The 18,398-nt window shown below is 66.9% G+C and carries 15 protein-coding genes; 5 read left to right on the forward strand and 10 right to left on the reverse strand.

The genetic code is table 11. The features are described 5' to 3' along the window. The first annotated feature begins 171 nt into the window (after window positions 1–171). A complete protein-coding gene (locus ACQP2X_RS39205) occupies window positions 172–1,164 on the forward strand; it encodes a phosphorothioated DNA-binding restriction endonuclease family protein (RefSeq protein ID WP_498690595.1) in 993 nt (330 codons plus the stop codon). A gap of 94 nt (window positions 1,165–1,258) precedes the next feature. On the opposite strand, the gene ACQP2X_RS39210 is transcribed toward ACQP2X_RS39205, so the two are convergent. Genes ACQP2X_RS39210 through ACQP2X_RS39220 form a run of 3 tightly spaced genes read right to left on the reverse strand, consistent with a single transcriptional unit; the run spans window position 1,259 to window position 5,991 of the window. Continuing rightward, a complete protein-coding gene (locus ACQP2X_RS39210) occupies window positions 1,259–2,845 on the reverse strand; it encodes a GTPase (RefSeq protein ID WP_498690596.1) in 1,587 nt (528 codons plus the stop codon). A gap of 2 nt (window positions 2,846–2,847) precedes the next feature. Then, window positions 2,848–3,174 (reverse strand): hypothetical protein, encoded by a 327-nt coding sequence (locus ACQP2X_RS39215; protein WP_498690597.1) that lies wholly within the window; start codon window positions 3,172–3,174, stop codon window positions 2,848–2,850. Beyond that, on the reverse strand, window positions 3,175–5,991 hold the full coding sequence (locus tag ACQP2X_RS39220; protein ID WP_498690598.1) for a GTPase: 2,817 nt from the start codon (window positions 5,989–5,991) through the stop codon (window positions 3,175–3,177). A 119-nt stretch (window positions 5,992–6,110) separates the two neighbouring features. On the opposite strand from ACQP2X_RS39220, the gene ACQP2X_RS39225 reads away from it, so the two are divergent. Continuing rightward, window positions 6,111–6,934, forward strand: a protein-coding gene (locus tag ACQP2X_RS39225; protein WP_498701154.1) for an IS5 family transposase whose coding sequence is annotated in 2 segments (ribosomal slippage) — window positions 6,111–6,440 and window positions 6,443–6,934 — 822 coding nt in all. Because the reading frame shifts where the segments join, the coding sequence is not laid out codon by codon here. On the opposite strand, the gene ACQP2X_RS39230 is transcribed toward ACQP2X_RS39225, so the two are convergent. The 4 genes from ACQP2X_RS39230 to ACQP2X_RS39245 form a co-directional block, all read right to left on the reverse strand. Continuing rightward, window positions 6,844–7,482 carry a GTPase gene (locus ACQP2X_RS39230; protein WP_498690599.1) on the reverse strand — a complete coding sequence of 213 codons (639 nt, stop codon included), beginning with the start codon at window positions 7,480–7,482 and terminating at the stop codon, window positions 6,844–6,846. The genes ACQP2X_RS39225 and ACQP2X_RS39230 overlap by 91 nt on opposite strands. A 22-nt stretch (window positions 7,483–7,504) precedes the next feature. Beyond that, the gene (locus ACQP2X_RS39235; RefSeq protein WP_498690601.1) at window positions 7,505–8,068 is read right to left on the reverse strand and encodes a hypothetical protein; all 564 of its coding nucleotides are present in this window, start codon (window positions 8,066–8,068) and stop codon (window positions 7,505–7,507) included. 356 nt (window positions 8,069–8,424) lie between these two features. After that, entirely contained in the window at window positions 8,425–8,859 is a 435-nt protein-coding gene (locus ACQP2X_RS39240) for a hypothetical protein (protein ID WP_498690603.1), read from the reverse strand. Beyond that, entirely contained in the window at window positions 8,860–9,765 is a 906-nt protein-coding gene (locus ACQP2X_RS39245; RefSeq protein ID WP_498690605.1) for a helix-turn-helix domain-containing protein, read from the reverse strand. Between the two features lie 237 nt (window positions 9,766–10,002). Between ACQP2X_RS39245 and ACQP2X_RS39250 the strand changes: the two genes are divergently transcribed. After that, window positions 10,003–10,332 (forward strand): hypothetical protein, encoded by a 330-nt coding sequence (locus tag ACQP2X_RS39250; protein ID WP_498690607.1) that lies wholly within the window; start codon window positions 10,003–10,005, stop codon window positions 10,330–10,332. 58 nt (window positions 10,333–10,390) lie between these two features. Here ACQP2X_RS39250 and ACQP2X_RS39255 read toward each other — a convergent pair whose 3' ends face one another. After that, window positions 10,391–10,753 (reverse strand): hypothetical protein, encoded by a 363-nt coding sequence (locus ACQP2X_RS39255; RefSeq protein ID WP_498690608.1) that lies wholly within the window; start codon window positions 10,751–10,753, stop codon window positions 10,391–10,393. 103 nt (window positions 10,754–10,856) lie between these two features. Between ACQP2X_RS39255 and ACQP2X_RS39260 the strand changes: the two genes are divergently transcribed. After that, window positions 10,857–12,053 (forward strand): IS630 family transposase, encoded by a 1,197-nt coding sequence (locus ACQP2X_RS39260; protein ID WP_498690610.1) that lies wholly within the window; start codon window positions 10,857–10,859, stop codon window positions 12,051–12,053. Window positions 12,054–12,649: 596 nt separating this feature from the next. On the opposite strand, the gene ACQP2X_RS39265 is transcribed toward ACQP2X_RS39260, so the two are convergent. Both ACQP2X_RS39265 and ACQP2X_RS39270 read right to left on the reverse strand, forming a co-directional pair. Beyond that, a protein-coding gene (locus ACQP2X_RS39265; RefSeq protein ID WP_498690576.1) for an IS3 family transposase occupies window positions 12,650–13,884 on the reverse strand; the annotation gives its coding sequence in 2 pieces (ribosomal slippage) (window positions 12,650–13,605 and window positions 13,605–13,884; 1,236 coding nt in all). A 2,311-nt stretch (window positions 13,885–16,195) separates the two neighbouring features. Further along, a complete protein-coding gene (locus ACQP2X_RS39270) occupies window positions 16,196–16,861 on the reverse strand; it encodes a hypothetical protein (RefSeq protein WP_498690612.1) in 666 nt (221 codons plus the stop codon). A gap of 627 nt (window positions 16,862–17,488) precedes the next feature. Between ACQP2X_RS39270 and ACQP2X_RS39275 the strand changes: the two genes are divergently transcribed. Continuing rightward, the gene (locus ACQP2X_RS39275) at window positions 17,489–17,962 is read left to right on the forward strand and encodes an FxLYD domain-containing protein (protein WP_498690614.1); all 474 of its coding nucleotides are present in this window, start codon (window positions 17,489–17,491) and stop codon (window positions 17,960–17,962) included. Window positions 17,963–18,398: the final 436 nt, after the last annotated feature.

Raw genomic sequence — 18,398 nt, forward strand, 5'->3', positions numbered from 1 at the left:
TCAAGTGCACTATCATCGGCAGATCCGCGCATCCCGCCATGGCCGTTTCATGATCTTTTAAGCGAATCGTGAACGGGAGCTGGAGCTACTGTCGGCAGCAGCGACAGCCAAGTATCGCCGCGATCTCGCGAACGCCTCGCCCTGCTACCTACGTCAGTTAGCTTCCTAGCCGTGGATGTCCAGCATGTAGGCCCGCAGTCGAGCCTGTCCGACGCCGCGGACGCTTTCTTCGGTGCTCTGGCGCGGCTCGAGCGCCCCGGCATGGAGCACCTCAGTAGTCGGTACAAGCCGTTGACCTTGCTCTGGGCTCTCGGCAGGTTCGCCTGCACCGGGGAACGACTCATCCCGTGGCCGATGTTCCGAGATGAGGTCACGGTTGTTCTCCGCCGGCATGGTCAGTGGCCGGACAACCCAGATCCGCAGTACCCCTTCTGGGATCTGACAACGTCTCCGTTCTGGGAGTTTGCGAGTAGCTCTCCCAACCCCCGTCAGCCCTACTCACCACGTGCGGACTGGTTGGACAGGCACAACCCATCGGCCGGCTTCACGGCAGATGCGGCGAACCTTCTGAAGGACAAACGGATCCTCGCAGCGGCAGCAAACGCGCTGCTCGAACGCTTCTTCCCGGCGGAGGACCACGAGGCGATTCTCCATGAGGTACGCCTCAGACTCGAACCCTCCTCGAGGCTGGCTCGAGTGACCGCCGAGGCGACAGCGCCTGCCCCTCCTGACCGACGTCTCCCCGACGCGTTGCTACGCCTCGCCTTGGAGCGCCACGCCGTCGCCTACGCCACCCGCTACTACGAGACACAGAACTGGCACGTCGACGATGTTGGCGCCTACGAGTCTTACGACCTGCAGCTCGCCCACCGGCTGGACGGCCGTGTACGGCATGTCGAGGTGAAAGGCAGCTCCGTCGGCGTCAGCAGCGTCGAGCTAACCCACGCAGAGGTCCGACACTCAAGGCAAGACATCCCATGCGATCTCTTCGTCGTCGAGAACATCACCTACGACCCGGCCAGCAATCCGATCCGAACTTGGGGCGGTCGAGCTCGACTCTGGCAAGACTGGCAAGCAGAAGACGCCGATCTCGAACCCACCCGCTTCCGCTATCACCTTCCGCCAGAACACGAAACCGCAGCCGAGGTAGACAGCGGACCATGAGACCGAGACCCGCCGCGGGTTCGAAGGCCAGGGTCACATCGAGCGACAACGGAGACGGTTGCCTACCCAGCAACGGCCCGAGTGAGCTGCGGTCCTAGCGACGAGAGATCTGCTCCCCCTCTGCCACCGCCTCGCGTAGCTGCTCGACCAGTCGGCGCAGGCTCTCGGCCAGGTCGACCTGGTCCGCGGTCTGCGCGACGATCTCGGCGCGCACCTCGCCGACATACGGCTGCCAGGTCTCACGCGCCCGGCGGGTGAAGTCGGCGACGACCTGCCGCTGCTTCTCGGCCGCCGCCCGGTCCTGGTTGCGCCGCTCGCGATCGGCCCACCAGTCGCCGGCCAGCCCGGTCAGGTAGACGGCCAGCGGCAGCACCGCCTCGGCGGTGCCGATGTGCTGTCCCAGTGTCTCGGCCGCTTTCTCGGACAGTTTCTCGGCCGCCTTCTTTTTCGCCTTCGGGTTCTTCTCGGCGGCGCTGGTGAAGGCTTTCAACACGCCGATCGCCATGCCGCCGATCGTCTCGACGTGGCCGGCGGCGCCTGCGGCTCCGGCCGGCGCTGGCTCTGCCTCGAGGGTGTTGACCAACGACGCGAAGCCGGCCCAGGACGGCTGGGCGCGCTCACGCTCCTTGCTCTTGCGGATCGATTGCAGCAGCCGCTGGAGAGGTACGTCGTGCTTGGCGAACCACTCGCTGAGCGCCCGCTCGATCTCGGCCTGCACCGCGGCGGCGCCGGCGCCGGGTTCGAACGAGCGCCGCAGCACCTCATCGACCAGGCCTTCGAGGCTAGCCTGAGCGGCCTGGTCCAGCGCGTCGAGCTCGCCCTCCCACGCGTCGCGCTTGTCCACGCCGCGCGCCGCCACCTGCGCCTGCGCGGTGTATCCGGCCAGCTGTTCCCGCAGCTCGGCAAGGGTATCGTCGAGCACCTGCGTCCAGTACCGGCGGCCGGCCGCCTCCCGCCACTGCGGCAGCGCGGACGGTGTCACAGTCTCCAAGGCGTCAGCGAGCGCACGCATGCCGTCCCAGTCCCGGAACTCGTTCCAGGTCTCCGGGCCCAGATCGGTGTCCGGCCCGCCAGTCTGGAACGGGTCCGGCGCCACCACGAAGATCCGCGCCGTCTCGTCCAGCCCGAACATCTGCCGCAGCTCGCGCGTCTTGTGCTCACTCAACGCCCGGTACTCGGCGAGGTCGTACTCCGGGTTCACCCCTGCCTCGTCGAACCGGGAGATGACGAACCACATCGTTCCAGCCGGCCACCCCTGCCCGAGAATCCGCTTCAGCACTTCGTGCTCCGCGGTAGCCAGTTGCGGAGCCATCACCACGACCCCGATGTCGGTGAGCCCGACCGCGGCCAATGCCCGGCTGGTGTTGTTCCGCGCCCGCAGATCGTCGGCGCCGTCGGTGAAACCGGGGGTGTCCCGCACCAGGCACCCGCCGATCTCGGCGTCGTTGACCTCGAAGGTCTCGTGCCGGGCGCTGATCGTCAACCAGCCGGCAACCTCCCGACCCGCATCGACGAGCAGCCGCCGCAGCAGCGAGCTCTTGCCGGTGTCATAGGCGCCGAACAGGGTCACGACCGGCCGGTCCAGCGCGCCGAACGCGTCCCAGCCTCTGGCGTACCGGTCGGCCAGTGACCCGCCGGGCAGCCGACCCAGCCAGTCCCGTACCGCTTCGATGTCCACCATCGTCATTCGTTTCCCCCATATGTTCCGGCCAGGGCTTCCGCGGAAGCGATCAGGGCAGCCGCGGTTTCGGCCCGCACAGTCGTCGCGTCGATCCGGTCCTTGGTCGCCGAGGCCCGCTCGAGTTGCTCGTCGAGCATGCTCTCCAGCTGTGTGGTCCACTGCTCGAGGTGCCCGGCCGGGCCCTGACTCAGGATCTGGTCGACGAGTCCGGCGGCCGCCTCGTCGATCGTCCGCAGCGCCGATTCCTGCCGGCGCTGGTGCTCCCCGGCCTTGTAGCTGTCCCTGGCCATCGCCGCGGTGTCCAGCACGATGCCGACCGCCCCGAGCACTTAACCCGCCTTGGCGACCTTGAGACTGCCGTTCACCGCGCCCCACGGCTTGAACTTGACGTCGAAGAACTTGCCGATGGTGTACACCGCGTCCCGGTTCGCCAGAGCCTTCGTCAGCGTCGCGGCGGCACCGGTGACCTTGCCAGCCCCGGCCGCGACACCGTCGTGCCAGGCCTCCCGCGAATCCTCGAATTCGGCCGCGAGCTCGGGCGACACCTGAAACCGGGCGGCGGTCATCTCCCGCCCGATCGCCGAGACGTGGTCGCTGCGCCAGTCGTCGAGCTTGACGCCCGCCTCGTCGAGGAACCGCTCCAGATCGGCCTCGAACGCCGGCGCCTTCCACCAGGACTCGACGAGCTCGGCCAGCTTCCGGCCGTCCTTGTGATCGAGTCCCGCGACAGCCGACTTCGCCGCGACCACATGCCGGTTCACCATCCGGCGGGCGTCCTCACGCAGCGAGTTGTCCAGGACAACGGCGTCCTTCACCGCGGCCCGCAGCGCGGCGATCACCGGCTCGGACCGGCTCAACTCGCCGGCGTCCTCGTCCCCCGTACGCTGCAACTCCCGCTGGTGACGCCGCAGGCCGATGACCGCGGCGTCGAGGGAGGCCACCTCCGACGCGGCGGACAGCTGCTCATCGGAGAGGTCCGCCAGGACACCGGTCAGCGCGGCCACACCGTCCCAGAGCCGGTTCTCGTCGAAGTCGGCGGCCGTCACCTCTGGGTCGTCGCCGGCCAGGCCGAACGGATCCCCGGCCAGGCAGTGCACCCGCTCGGCGTCCACATCGACGCCACCGGAGGCGAACGCGGCCTGCAGCTCCGCACGCTTGCGGTCCTGCAAGTTGAGATAGTCCGCGGGCACGGTGAGCGGATCCACGCCCAACTCGTCACAGCGGTTGACCAGAAACACCGTCCGCGGACTCTTGGCAGCGACCAGGTTCCGGAGCCGCGACGTGTCGCCGACCAGCACGTTGATGTGCACCACGACAAATATCAGAGCCGCCTCGACGACCGCCTCGGCTGCGGCGTTATCGTGCTCGTCGCTGCCGCTCTGCAGGCCCGGCGTGTCCACCAGGTCGAACCGGCCCATCGGGTAGCGGGTCGCCGCCGTGGTGGCCGGAACCGCCCGGATGTCGAACACCGCCGGCCCCGGGCGGCCGCTGTCCACCACGATCCGGCGCAGCAGCGACGACTTGCCGGAGTTGTAGTCACCGAGAACCGCGAATGCCGGCCGCTGCCCGGCGACGCGCCACATCGTTCGTACGACGTCGAAAAGCTCCGAGTGGGAGCGGGCCGCCGCCTCCAGATCGGCGCGCCAGGCCTGGATGCCCGCCGCAGTTGAGGTGGTGAACGCCGCGCCCACGGCGCCCGCCAACCGGCCGCGATCCTGCTCCGCGCGCTCGGCATACAGCTCGACAGCGGCCGGGTCGGCCGGGGCCGGACGCACCTCGGCCCCGGCCGCCAGCCAGTCCTCGCCCAGCATCACCCGGACCACCTCGGCCGGGTTCTCCCCAATTCGCTGCTGCGCCCGCATCAACACGCTGGTCACCGCCGGAGCCGGGTCGATCGCGTCCGTGCAGGACCTCAGACTCTCGGTCAACCGACCCGCCCGCTCGTGCGCCGTGCGCAGCTCGACCGCGGCACGCAGCGACTCGCTGACCGCGGAACCCAACAGCGACCACGCCACCGCACGGCTGTGACCGACCAGCGCGTTCTCGTAGCCGGCGAAAGTCCGGTCCACCGCATCGTGGCAGTCGGCGATCGCTTGCGCCACCGCCTTGCGAGCCGCTTCCGCCTTCTTGTCGGTCATCTTCTTGCCGAAGTGCTGCTGAATCTGCCCGGCGATGCCGACGCCGGCCGCGGTCAATCCGACCACCCAGCCGATCGGATTGGAGAAGATCACCAGCGCGGCCACCGGCACCGCGAGAGCGCCCGCACCCAGCGCGATACCGGTGCCACGGACCACCCCGCCGGCAACGCCGCTGCCCTCGGTGCCGAGGATCCGCGCGGCATGCCGCTGCCCCGACTCGTCGTCGAGCGGCGCCAGGTCCACCTCGACGTGCAGCTCGCGCCGCAGGAACGCCGCGCAGTCGTCCCACACCGCATCCAACGCCGCGGCGATCTCCTGTTGGTCGTAGGCCGCCTCGGTGAACGTCGCCTCGTCAATCACGATCTGCTCGGCGGCCGCCCGCTGGATCAGCTCGTCGACGCGAACCTTCGCCTGCCGATGGCACTTGGCCAGATGCGAGGCGCCCAGATGCCGAACGTAACGCTCCAGCGCGCCCAGCGCCGGCGACGTGTACGGAACCCCACGCGCCCGCTCAGACACACCGACCAGATCCGCGCCAAACACCGGGTCGTGCAACCACGCGGCCCGTTCTGCGTCGTCCGGGTAGCCCAGCACGGCGAAGAACGACTCGACCCCCCGCTCCCCCGCCAGCGCCCGCTGCTCGATCTCGGCCGCCAGCTCCGTCAGCTCGCCGATCCCGCGCCGACACCGGAACCGGATGTCCTGGCGGACCGCGGCCAGCCGCAGATCGGCAGCGCCCTCGGCGATCGCGGTGACGATCAGGCGCTCCAGCGTGCCGAAGTTCGACCAGCGTTCCAGGTAATCAGTCCCGAACCGCTCCCGTTCGGTCCGGAAACCGTCCGGGCTGAGCCCTCGAAACGGTGTGGCGGCCCGGGCGAACAGTGCCCGCCGGCTCTGGACCGCGACGACCGGGGTGCCGGGCAACTCGATCTGCGCCAGTTGGGTACGAATGTTGTCGGCGTGCTGACGTACCTGCTCCGACAGATTCCGGCGACCCCGCTCAGGCACCAGAGCCGGATGCCGCCAACGATCGTTGCGAACGTTGAGGACAGCCACCACCGGCTTAGACCGTGTGTCGTTTGGGGTTGTTGAATTACAAGGTCATTCGTTGACCTGGCGTGGATGACGTGGAGAAGTACTGCCCAGACGCGTTGTGGCATCTCGCGCAGCCCCTGCTGCCTGCGCATCCGGAAAGGCATCAGGGTGGTGGCCGGCGGCGCACTGATGACCGGGCGATGCTCGCGGCGATCGTCTACGTGCTGGAGTCCGGCTGCTCGTGGCGCAAGCTGCCTGGGTCGTTCCCGGTGCACTGGCGTACCGCGCACCGCCGGTTCTCCGAGTGGGTCAGCCTTGGCGTGATGACCCGTCTGCATCAGGCGATGCTGGACATCCTCGGTGTCGCCGGGCACATCGACTGGTCACGGGCGAGTATCGACAGCATGCACGTCCGCGCGCTCAAAAGGGGAATCTCACCGGGCCCAGCCCGGTAGACCGGGGCAAGCCCGGCTCCAAGATCCACGCCATCAGCGAACGCGGCGGACTGCCTGTTCACGTGGACATCTCCGCCGCCAACCTCAACGACCACAAGATGCTGCAGGACATGGTCGACGGCCTCCGGCCGATCCGCCAGCCCGCCGGCCGCCCACGCAAACGGCCGGCGAAGCTGCACGGCGACAAGGGCTACGCCTACCCCGGATGCCGCGAATTGCTGCGGGAACGCAACATCATGCCGCGCATCGCCCGGCCGGGCATCGAGTCATCGAAGCACCTGGGCCGGCACCGCTACGTCATCGAACGCTGCCTGGAATGGACCACCAGATTCCGGCGCCTGATCCGCCGCTACGAGCGCAAGGCATCTCACTACCTCGGATTCCTGCGCCTGGCCTGCGCTCTGATCTGCTTCCGACGCGCCGACCGCCTCAACCTGTTGACCAGCAACAACCCCAACTGACACGCGGTCTTACCGTGATCGCGAATCCACGCGGCGATCTTCTTGAACTCCAGCGCCTGCTGATTCTGGGTGTCGAAACAAAGCAGAACGATGTCAGCGACCGCAACCGCCTTACGCGCCTTCGCCTCAAGGCTGTCCCGGCTCTCGGTACGGCCCCAGCCGTTAATCCCGGGCACATCGAACAGCCGGCAACCGCGCCAGTCGACAAAGTTGACATCGGTGGTCCAATCGCTCGCCGCCCACCGGGAGACATGCCCCCCGTCGAGCCGACCGAACGCCGACAGCAAGGTGCTCTTGCCAACCCCGCTACGCCCGAAGAACACGATATTGAACGCCCCGAGCGACGCACGCTCGGCGTCCAAATGGGCGCGCAAATCACCCGGAAACCAGCGGATGAAGCCGGCCAGGCGCTCGAACGACTCCGGCCCGGCGCCCGCAAACGCCTCGGCCAACTCACCGGTGAGCCCGTCCAACCGGGTCAATTCCTCCTGGCCCTGCTCGACGGCCGCCCGCACGGCCTCCTCCAGGGACAGCCCATCCGTCGCCAACCGCTTACTCCCCCGGTCCGGATCACCCACAGTGATCGTTCATACGCGACGGCCCAAGCCCGGACAAGCCGCCGGACGGCCAAGATCGCCTGACGAGAGGCGACTCCCGCCGTACGTGAACCGCCATCAGCGCTACCGGGGCCGGCGGCGTCAGCCGAAGTGCCCAGTCGCGCCCGGCCGCGTCGTCGCGCAGTTGGATCTTCGTGCCGATCAGCGTCTTCGGCAGGTGCTCGCCGGAGAAGGTGATCAAACCTTTGGCCTTGTCGGGCGCGGTGAGGTTCCCGCTGCCCAGCGCCTTACCAGGCAGACCCTCGTCACTGGCGACAGTGCTCGCATCGATGCGGGTGCCGTCGTCGAGCACCAGCGTGAACGCGGTCTCGTCGTAGGAGAATTGCCCGGTCGTCACGTTGATCGCCACGGTTGCGATCACCACCGACGTCCCGGACCAGAACTCGGGTGCCTTGATGATTTTCGGCGAGGCGACGGTCACGTCGATGGCGATGCCTTCGTCGGCGATGTGCGCGGTCTGCCCGGCGGTGAAATGGACATCCGCTGGCGCAGCCCCAGGGGTGCCATCGTCATCCACCTCGGTAGGGGCGGACTCGCTGTCGGCAGGCGCGGCCGCGGGGGTTGTCTCTGGCGCGTCAGCGCCGCAGCCGGACAGGCCGGTCAGGAGAGCGGTGAACAGAAGTCCGACGGCGAGTCGAGTCTCGCGCAGGATTTTCCGGTCACCGGCCTAGAACCCGACGTTCGGGGGACCCAGCGGTCCCATGCACGAGGCAACTCTCCTTTCCGCTCTTGCGCACCGTCGCCGAGGCAAATACCGGTACAGGGGATGTCGCCGAGGCCGTGCCGTGATCTCGGCGCCGCGCCTTAACCGCGAAGGTAACTTACCTAGGACTTTGCAGGAGCATTCCAATCTTCGAGTGACTGGGCTGAGTCTCACGTTCGGAAGCCATTGGCGACCGCGGCTAGCCCGTCTCTGATGAGCGACACCGCAGCCTTCGCACTCACCGGGAACCAGCCCTTGTTGATGTCCACCGCTGTGGGTACGGCCCCTAACCCGGCCGCGAATCCCCAGTCGGTCGGCACCTTGACAGCCAATTCCGGGGCGTCGGTTGTTGCCTTCCGCGTTGTGATCACGGTCCCCGAGCGAACGCGCTGCCGCCTGCGCCACGGCCCCCACACGAGATCGATGGTCGTTTCCGCTGTCGGATCCGGGCCGCGCACCTGAAGCCAGATCGGGCCGACCCAAAACCGGGGAAATATCACCTCGAAGCCGTGCTTTCGATCCGGCTGACGGGTCCGGGAATCGAATACGCGGTCAATCCCCAGCCGGCCATCCGCGTGGTAGACGGTGTCTAGCCGAGCCAGCACCTAGGCACTTTCAGGCATCCGGCCGCGCGTCTCCAGGTGCTCCAGCGACTTGCTCGTCAACGGATTCACCTCATCCAATTTCGTGGCGGCTTTCGCGGCATCTCGCCGGGAAAGTCCCCTGGCGGCGCGCAACCGCCGAAGCTCCTCCGGGGACAGCAGCAGCTGACTGACCAGGCCGCCGTCGTCCGTGACGGTCGCGCCCGGCCACACCGTCGCCTCCACGGCTGTCGCGTCGAGCGCATGCCACGACCTGCCAGGACGCATAGTTCCCAGCTGGGGTGAGATGAGCGCCCATCGCATGCCCAGCTGACCCGCCAGGGCACGCGCGCGAGCGAACCACGGCCGCAACGGCCGTACATGCTCCTCTCCTGGCGCAAAAGGTGGCGCGAGAGGCATCTGCTTGCCCATTATCTCCCGGCCGTCGACCAATTGGATGCCGAGTGTGCCGGCGACGTCGTCCGGCACGATCCCCCGCCCGAAGTCAACCCACCCAGGCTGGTCGAACACGACCTGCAGAGGTGGGTTGGGGACGCTCGTCGGCGACGACACGATCACGCCAGCCTCGGAGATCTGCGCCCCCACGCGGCCACTGAACGCGCCCCATTCCAACGTTGCGGCCGCGGGCTGCCGACCGGGCATCGCACGCAGCCAGAGCCAGACCGGCCCGGACGGCGGCTGATAGTTGTGCGTCCACGCCTGCCTTGGCGCAACAGCCAGCACGGACCCAGCCGCCTGCCACATGCCGACAAGCGCTTCCTGCCTCCGGCTGTCGAGGCCGAGCCTCTCGCCGATCCGCCGGATGGTGTTCACGCTCGCGCCCAGCCGCCGCGCTCGGCGGCCGCTCTCCCACATGGACACCGCGCTGGGCTGAACCGGCATGGCGCGAGCAAGATCAGCCGCGGACATCCGGGCATGCTCACGCCAGGCGCGAAGGACGCGGCCCGGCAGATCCGGCTCCGCTATTTCGGTCACATCAAGCAGCGTCCAGCGCAGCGGTGATCACGCACAAGACCTGGGTGTTCACAGTTCTTCCCCGACCGGACCGCCAGTTGACCGGCCGACCGCACACTCGCTACCAAGTCCCACGAAAGAGGGGGAAGTAAAGTGTCCATCGTCCGAGCTCGAAAGAGCAGGATCGCAACGGTGTCGCGACTGTTCGCGGCCGGTGTCCTCGGCATCGCACTCACCGCCGCGACGGTCGCGCCCGCTCAGGCTGTCGAATCGCCCAAGACGAATAGCCTGACGGTCGCCTACACGGCGCCCACGCCGTACTCCAGCATTGTCGGCGGAATCTGGGCGAACTTCCCCGTCACCATGCACTGCTGGGTGGATTACGCCTGGGCCGACGGCACGAACCGCTGGTTCTACGTCGACGGAGCCGGCTACAGCCCATACACCGGCCGTCCGATCATGGTCCATGGTTTTGTGTCTGCCAACCGAATCGTGAATCAGGCCCGCGTCGATCACTGCTGACGCGGCACGGAAGGCAGAACGGCAGGGGCGCCCCGCTGGGCGCCCCTTGCTTAGTGCTTCAGTTCGTAAGTCCTTCGGGGGTTGACGGTTCGGGGCGTGGATAAGGCCGGTCGATGACGGGGCTGATGAGGACGTCGCAGACGAAGTCGAGGGCTTCTTCGGTGGTGCCGCTGAACCAGTGTTGGTCTTCGTAGCTGTTGTTGCTGGGCCGGTAGGTGGCCAGGCTCCAGCGGTGGGCGGAGCCGCTGTAACGCAGCCGCATTACCGGCAACTGCTCACCGCCGGTCAATTCGACGGTGACGTAGGCGAACTGGGCGTGGTAGCGCACGTGGACTCCGGCCAGCTGCGGCCAGTTTGCCTTGGCCCGGGCACGCAGCCGCTGCGGCAGAGACGTCTTGGTGGAGGCAGGAATGACCGGCATGGGTTCACATCCTGCCCCTGCGGCGTGTCCTGCCTGGTTCCGGCACGCCTGACCGGCATCCTCGTCCGGCCCTGACAAGATCGCCTTCGATGGAAGCTGGCCGGTGCCTGTCCCTCACGCACGACCCATCACGCTGAGCACCACCGAACGACGGCAGCTGAGGTTGCTCGCCTACTCCCACACCGCCGGCTATCAACAGGTCATCCGGGCCCGGATCATCTGCGACGCGGACCGCGGGCACACTAACGCGGCGATCGCCCGCCGGCATGAGGTCACCGTCGACACCGTGCGGCGCTGGCGAGGCCGGTTCGCCGACGAAGGCCTGGCCGGGCTCGCCGACCGGCCCCGGCCGGGACGACCGGGCCGGTTCACTCCGATCCAGGTCGCTGAGGTCAAAGCCCTGGCCTGCCAATTGCCGGCCGAGACAGGCACACCCTTGTCGAAGTGGACGTGCCCGGACCTGGCCGCGCAAGCCGTCGACCGCAGCATCGTCGCGGCGATCTCGGCGTCGACCATCCGCCGGATCCTGGCCCGCGACACGATCAAGCCCTGGCAACATCAGTCCTGGATCTTCATCCGCGACCCGCAGTTCGCCGTCAAAGCCACCCGCGTGCTCGACCTTTACGCCCGCACCTTCGACGGCATCAGTCTCGGGCCGGACGAGTACGTGATCTCCAGCGATGAGAAGACCAGCATCCAGGCCCGCTGCCGCTGCCACCCCACCCTGGCACCCGGCGTCGCCCGAACGATGCGGGTCAACCACGAATACCAGCGCAAAGGCGCCCTGGCCTACCTGGCCGCCTACGATGTCCACCAGGCGCGCATCTTCTCGCACCGCAACACGAAGACCGGCATCGCGCCGTTCATGACTCTGGTCGAACAGGTCATGACCCAAGAGCCCTACGCCTCGGCGAAACGGGTGTTCTGGGTGGTCGACAACGGCTCCTCGCACCGCGGTCAGGCCGCCGCCGACCGTCTCGCCCGCAGGTTCCCGAACGCGGTCATGGTCCACACCCCGACCCACGCCTCCTGGCTCAACCAGATCGAGATCTACTTCTCGATCGTGCAGCGCAAGGTCCTCACACCCAACGACTTCACCAGCCTTGACCAGGTCGAAGACCGGCTCACCGCCTTCGAGCAGCGCTACAACGCGACCGCCCGGCCCTTCAGATGGAGATTCACCCCGGCCGACCTCGAGGACCTCATGGCCCGGATCGAGCGACACGAACAGAAAGAGCAAAACCCCCAACAACCCACCGGCTGCGATCACCAGCCTGACGCACTCACCCTGGCTGCATAACCCCCGAAGGATTTACGACCGGGACCACTTAGTCCCCAAGACGCACTTGGATGGAACCGATGTCCTGGGTTGTGGAGGCGGGACTCCTATTGGGAACGCCTGGAGCCGGCTGGCCCCTTCCCCTCGGCCATCGCGGGCGAGATTCCTGGTCAGCTAATGGCTAGCACGCGGATGCCGTCGTTCTGAAGGATGAGGTGACCTTGTGCGGCGATCGGCGGCTGCTGCACCGTATTGCTGGCAGTCGTGTCGGTCCACAGGGTCTGGCCTGTGGCGCCGACAGGGCGATGGTGACGGCTTGGGCGTTCTGGGTGTCCGGCTGGAGTGTGAGGTAGAGCACGCCATTCGCCTCGGCCATGCCGTTGGGGTAGTTGTGGGCGCCGGTCGGCAGTTCGGTACTCCACAGTTCCAGGGCCGTTCGCGAACGCACGCAGCGTTGTGGCCGTCGTACCAGTCGTGCGGTTGAAGACGGTGGTTGGCTCGAGGTAGGACGCGCCGTCGGCGGCGTGCACGCCCGTGAAGGCACTGCGGTCAACGGTGTCGCCGTAGGTGGGTCCGGTCCACAGCTGTGTCAAGCCCCGGGTTTGGTGGAGAGTTGGTTAGCTGGTTTCGAGGGTTGCGGTGACCGGCTGGGTCATCGCGTGTAGTGCCTCGTGTTCGGCGGGCGGGACGTGGTCGAGTTCGCCGTGCAGCCGGCGGTTGTTGTACCAGTCGATGTATTCGACGGTGGCCATCTCCAGGTCGTCCAGGCCGCGCCAGGGGCCTTTGTTGCGCACGAGTTCGGCTTTGTAGAGCGAGTTGAACGCCTCGGCCATCGCGTTGTCGTAGGAGTCGCCCTTCGAGCCGACCGAGGCGACCGCGCCGGCCTCGGCGAGGCGCTGGCTGTAGCGGATCGCTCGGTATTGGACCCCGCGGTCGGAGTGATGCACAAGTCCTTGCAGGTCAGCGCCCTGATTCTCGCGGCGCCAGATGGCCATCTTCAACGCGTCCAACGCCAGATCCGTGTAGAGCGACGTGGATACCTGCCAGCCGACGATCATGCGGGAGTACACGTCCAGGACGAACGCGGCGTAGACCCAGCCCACGCTGGTGCGCACGTAGGTCAGGTCCGCGACCCACAGCTGGTTCGGAGCTTGCGCGGTGAAGTCCCGTTTGACCAGGTCATGAGGGCGGCCGGTCTCCGGCGCGGGCCGGGTCGTGCGCGGCGACTTGTCGCGCAGCAGCCCTCGCAGCCCGGCCGCTTGCATGAGCCGTTCGACAGTGCACCGGGCCACCAGCTCGCCTTGGCGGTGCAACTCGTGCCAGATCTTGCGAGCCCCGTAAACGCCGTAGTTCTCCTCGTGGATCCGCTCGATCGTCGCCGTCAGCTGTTCATCGCGCCGTGAGCGGGCCGAGGCGGGGCGGGTTTTCGCGGCGTAGTAGGTCGAGGGTGCGATCTGCGCCGGCGTGCTTTCGAGCGCCTGCAGGACCGGCTGGACACCGTGTTCGGCCTTCTGCGAGTCGATGAAGGCGACCTTCATCGCGACGGACGGTCCAGCTCCGCCGCGAAGAAAGACGCCGCGGACTTCAGGATCTGGTTCGCCCGGCGCAGCTCACGATTCTCCCGCTCGAGCGCGGCCAGCCGTTCCGCGTCGCTGGTGGTGGTGCCCGGCCGGTCCCCGGCGTCGACCTCGGCCTTCTTCACCCAGCCACGCAACGCCTCCGGATGGATCCCGAGCTGATCGGCGATCCTGCGGATCGCCCCCACACTCGATGCCGGGTCCCGGCGAGCCTCGACCGCTAACCGGGTCGCACGCTCACGCAGCTCATCGGGGTACTTCTTCGGTGCCGGCATAACTACATCTTCTCCCAGGTTTCGATGTCTCCATCAAACCCGGGGCGAGACAATCCCTACGCGAACGCTCAACTGCCCAGCTCCCGTACTCGAGGTATGCCGGGGAGAATCGGCCAACCCGGGACTTGCATGAGGCATCCGCTACGAGCTTCTACGCACTGCGCGCGACCTCGAGGCAGCGCTCGCCACAGCTGACATCGCCGTTGGTTCCGCCCGAGCGACGACGGGACTGGGCCGTCGGCGTACGCAAGCGAGTCCGCCGAAACGCCGACGCCATTCGGAGCGGCCGACGCCAGACCCGACGTCCGGCACGCCCCGTGGCGGACCTGCAAGCTCTCTGAAGTCGGCCGGAAGTATCCGCTGTGGTTGTTGATATCCAAGCGAAGTAGCCCGACGACGATGATCCAGCGATGTTGGCCTCGCCCGCTGCTTGGACGGGAATTCCGTGGCTCAATACAGCGTGTGACCGTGCCAGTCGGAGCATTCCCATGGCCACCCGCCTACCGGCACATTCCAGGGTGTTGGACCAACGTACTGCCGGCGGACCGTCTACCAGAGGGTGCTGGATCGCATCCTCAAGGCGGCACTGTTGCCGCCGACATTAATGAGGACCCGACGCAAGTCAACGTTTGGAGCGTGCGTGACACAACGAATGCACGGCATTTCGGCCCGGCACGCGCCACGCCACAGGTCTCCGTCCCGGCGGCCCGTAGTGAGGCGGCCTCTCGTCCTAGGCGCCGGCGCGGCTGGCGCCTGTCTCGTCGCGGTCCTCGGCGTCTCACTCGTCACGCAGACCGCCGGGCAGGGAGAGAGGCTGCAATCTGTCGCCCCACCAGCCGCAGCTGACGCCGAGGAAATCTGCCGTGCGGCTTTCCGATCATCGTGGGAACAGGACGATCAAGAGATAAGGACCCAGTATGCGCGCGAGGAACCTGACTATCGGTACACCACCTCGCTCGAGGACGTGAACGTCTGGAGCTCCCACACGTACGGCACTTCCGTTGTGGTTACCGGGGACGTCGAGTGGACCATCCAGAACTCGGTCTATTTCACAAGTGAAACGACCGAGTACACCTGCACCGCGACGGTCTCGGACGGTCAGATCGTCACTTCCGTGAGATGACCTCTCGCCATCGCCGCCACGGCGAGGTCCGACCGGGGCCGGGCCTCAGGGCGGCTCCCCGTGGCTCTGACCGACCGAGCCAACGCCCAACTTGACCCCTCCGGAACTCCGGAAAGGTCATTCACGTTTATCGCCCCAGGTCACCGACTTGATCCACAACTAGACCTTCGATTCGAAGGCGAACGGAGATCAAACTGGCGCTGCTCCCCTTCTGCTCCCACACGTAAGTGGCGTTGACCCTGACGAGTCCTTCCAGGTCAGCGCCAATCCACTCGCTGAGCTGGGGCGATACAACGCAGGACCTTGCAGTTGAGCGCAGTTGGCGACTCTTGTGTGAACGGACGTCCCGCAACTCGCTGACCAGCACAAACGCAAAACACCTGCAGAAACCCGATGCAGTTCGCAGCAGCTCAGAGCCGTTGAGCGCAGTTTAACGCAGTTGAGATCACCCTACTGCTCCCAATCTGCTCCCCATGCCCCACCCGTCCCCGCGACGGGCGCGACGCCGGATCAGCCCACCCGGAGACGCAGATGGCGCGTAGACCGACATCCCTTCTCGGGGCCACTGGTGCCGCGGCCGCCGAGTCGGAACACGCCTTATCAGCGGCAAATGAGTGCGCTTCGCTCGGGCCATGAAAACGATGTCCCTCAACGGAAGCGGCTCGCTACCATGGCGGCGCACCGGTAGCAGACCGATCGGAACAAAATGACGCTGCCCAGGAAAAACTCTCGACGGATTACCGTCGACAATGTCCAGTATCGCTGGCTGGTTCGACGACGTCCCACTTACTGCCAGGGCAACGGTTGGTCACCGCTGAGCTTCGTCGCCGAGCAGCAAGAGAGCCCTGGTGCGCCCTTGATCGTCTCGCTGAGCTGTGCACGCCCTGACAATTGGTTGGGGTTGCCGAGCGAGCCGGTTCTGCCGAGGATGGTGGCCACCAGGATCCGCGCGGCGCTGGAGTCCGGCTGGCGCCCTTCGCAGCCAGGACCGCCTTTCCGATTGGAAGTACAGACCCTTCAAGAACGCTGAGCGTTGTCCGCGGCAAATCCGTGCATGCGCTATAGGTCGACAGAGCATGACGGTGCCCGGTCCAAGCCCGGACAAGCCGCCGGATGGCCAAGATCGCCTGACGACAGGCGACTCCCGCCGTAGGTGAACCGCCCTCAGCGCTACCGGGGCTGGCGGCGTCAGCCGAGTGCCCAGTCGCGCCCGGCCGCGTCGTCGCGCAGTTGGATCTTCGTGCCGATCAGCGTCTTCGGCAGGTGCTCGTCGGAGAAGGTGATCAAACCTTTGGCCTTGTCGGGCGCGGTGAGGTTCCCGCCGCCCAGCGCCTTACCAGGCAGACCCTCGTCGCTGGCGACAGTGCTCGCATCGATGCGGGTGCCGTCGTCGAGCACCAGCGTGAACGCGGTCTCGTCGTAGGAGAATTGCCCGGTCGTCACGTTGATCGCCACGGTTGCGATCACCACCGACGTCCCGGACCAGAACTCGGGTGCCTTGATGATTTTCGGCGAGGCGACGGTCACGTCGATGGCGATGCCTTCGTCGGCGATGTGCGCGGTCTGCCCGGCGGTGAAATGGACATCCGCTGGCGCAGCCCCAGGGGTGCCATCGTCATCCACCTTGGTCGGGGCGGACGGGCTGTTGGCAGGCGTGGCCGCGCGGGTTGTGTCTGGCGCGTCAGTGCCACAGCCGGGCAGGCCGGTCAGGACAGCGGTGAGCAGAAATCCGGCGGCGAGTCGGATCGCGGTGGTCAAGGAGGTGGTGCGCAACGTGCTGGCTCCTGCGTGACGATCGAAGTGGATCAGAGCCGCCATCGTTGCCGATAGCCGGTAGTCGCTCTGCGGCGGCACGCCGACAGATCGGTCATACGGCGGAGAGAACCGACCCGGCGGCTAGCAGCCCGCGGCCGACCGGCCGGTAGCGCACGGCACGTCCCAGGTTGGACGGTTCCGGGCGAGGTCGTTCCCGATCGGCGCCGGCCGCCCCGTCCGCGAAGCCGGTCAGCCCTGACCGTCACCGTTGAGTCAGTTGACCCGGTAGCGGCAAGCCCGGAATCATTCCTAGCCTGGGCTTCCTCGTCGGCAGCGATCCGGTCCGCCTTGGACTCCGCAGAGATCAGCGCCTCGGCGAAACCCCTGCGCGGTCGTTCCGTCGACCACCACCCGTGGGAGTTGCACGGTCATCAGCGGGGTTCCCCCACGCGGTGGGTGCATGATGAACCTGACCGAGACTGCCGACGACTCACCCGGCTCCATGTACTTGTACGCGTCGTGCACGCGCAGCTCGACCAGAAGCCCGGCAGTGACAACCAAGATCAACTAAAGGGACGCGGACGGAACAGCCGAACAGCCGATGCGTGCCACCCGCCGATCTTAAGACTTAACACCGTGACAGCTCCTCCCGACCAGAACCCACCCGCAGGACCACCATGGCCGGCCCACCCTCAGCCACCCCACGGTCCGTACCCGCAAGGGCACATGGCGGGCGGCGCCGTACCGCCGACTTACGGACCACCGCCGGGCTATCCGGCACCGCACTTTTTCGGCCCACCGCCGAAGAAGAATTTCTGGTCCACACCCGGCGGCATTGTGTTGATCGTCGTCGGCGCGGTCGTGTTGGGATGCCTCGGGCTCGGCGTCATCGGATCCATAGGATCCACCGGTAGCCGAGACAACGCCAACTTGGAAACCGCAGTCGTCGGCTGCGAATTCACCGGTGACGACGTCCTACCGTCGGCCAAGATCACCTTCACGGTGAAGAACAACGGCAAGTCAGCGCACGGCGCAACAGTACGCATCGAATACCGCGACGCGGCCGGCAACCGCATCGACACCGACACCTCTTACGTCAAGTCCATCGCCCCCGGCGACACGGTCAAGGCTGAAGAGACAACACTGCTGGACGCGGCGATCAGCGGCAGCGGAACCTGTGGCATTACCGGAGTCAGTTGACCTAGAACGGACACGCCGGCCAGCCGAAGGCAGAGGTGCCAGGACGGGAGCACCGCCCTTACCCGGCACCCTGCCGCAGGCACTCCTTTGGACCCCTCCCCACGTCAGGTCGCGGCGGCCAGGTTCGTCTGCCAGCGCCCAACTTGGACAACTAGCGAGTGGCCGCCTTCGTTGGGCGTCCGCGCTGGTTCCCGTTCACCTGAGGTCACGGCGAATTCTGTCGGGTCCGCTACAACAGCGTGTTCGCTACGTATGCCGGCGTGGCTTTCGCGGTTCTCGGCACCCTCGCGATCGTGGCATTCTTCACCTGGCCAGTCGTCTAACCAGCTGCTCATCCAGCTCCGGGTGTGAAGTCGTATGCGCGAGGCTTTAGTGATCCCTCGCCCGGGTTGAAGTCGAGGACGCGGAAGGTCGCGCCGGTGGCGTCGACCTCGCC

Origin of the sequence: Actinoplanes sp. CA-131856 (assembly GCF_050956135.1) — a bacterium.
GTDB lineage: Bacteria > Actinomycetota > Actinomycetes > Mycobacteriales > Micromonosporaceae > Actinoplanes.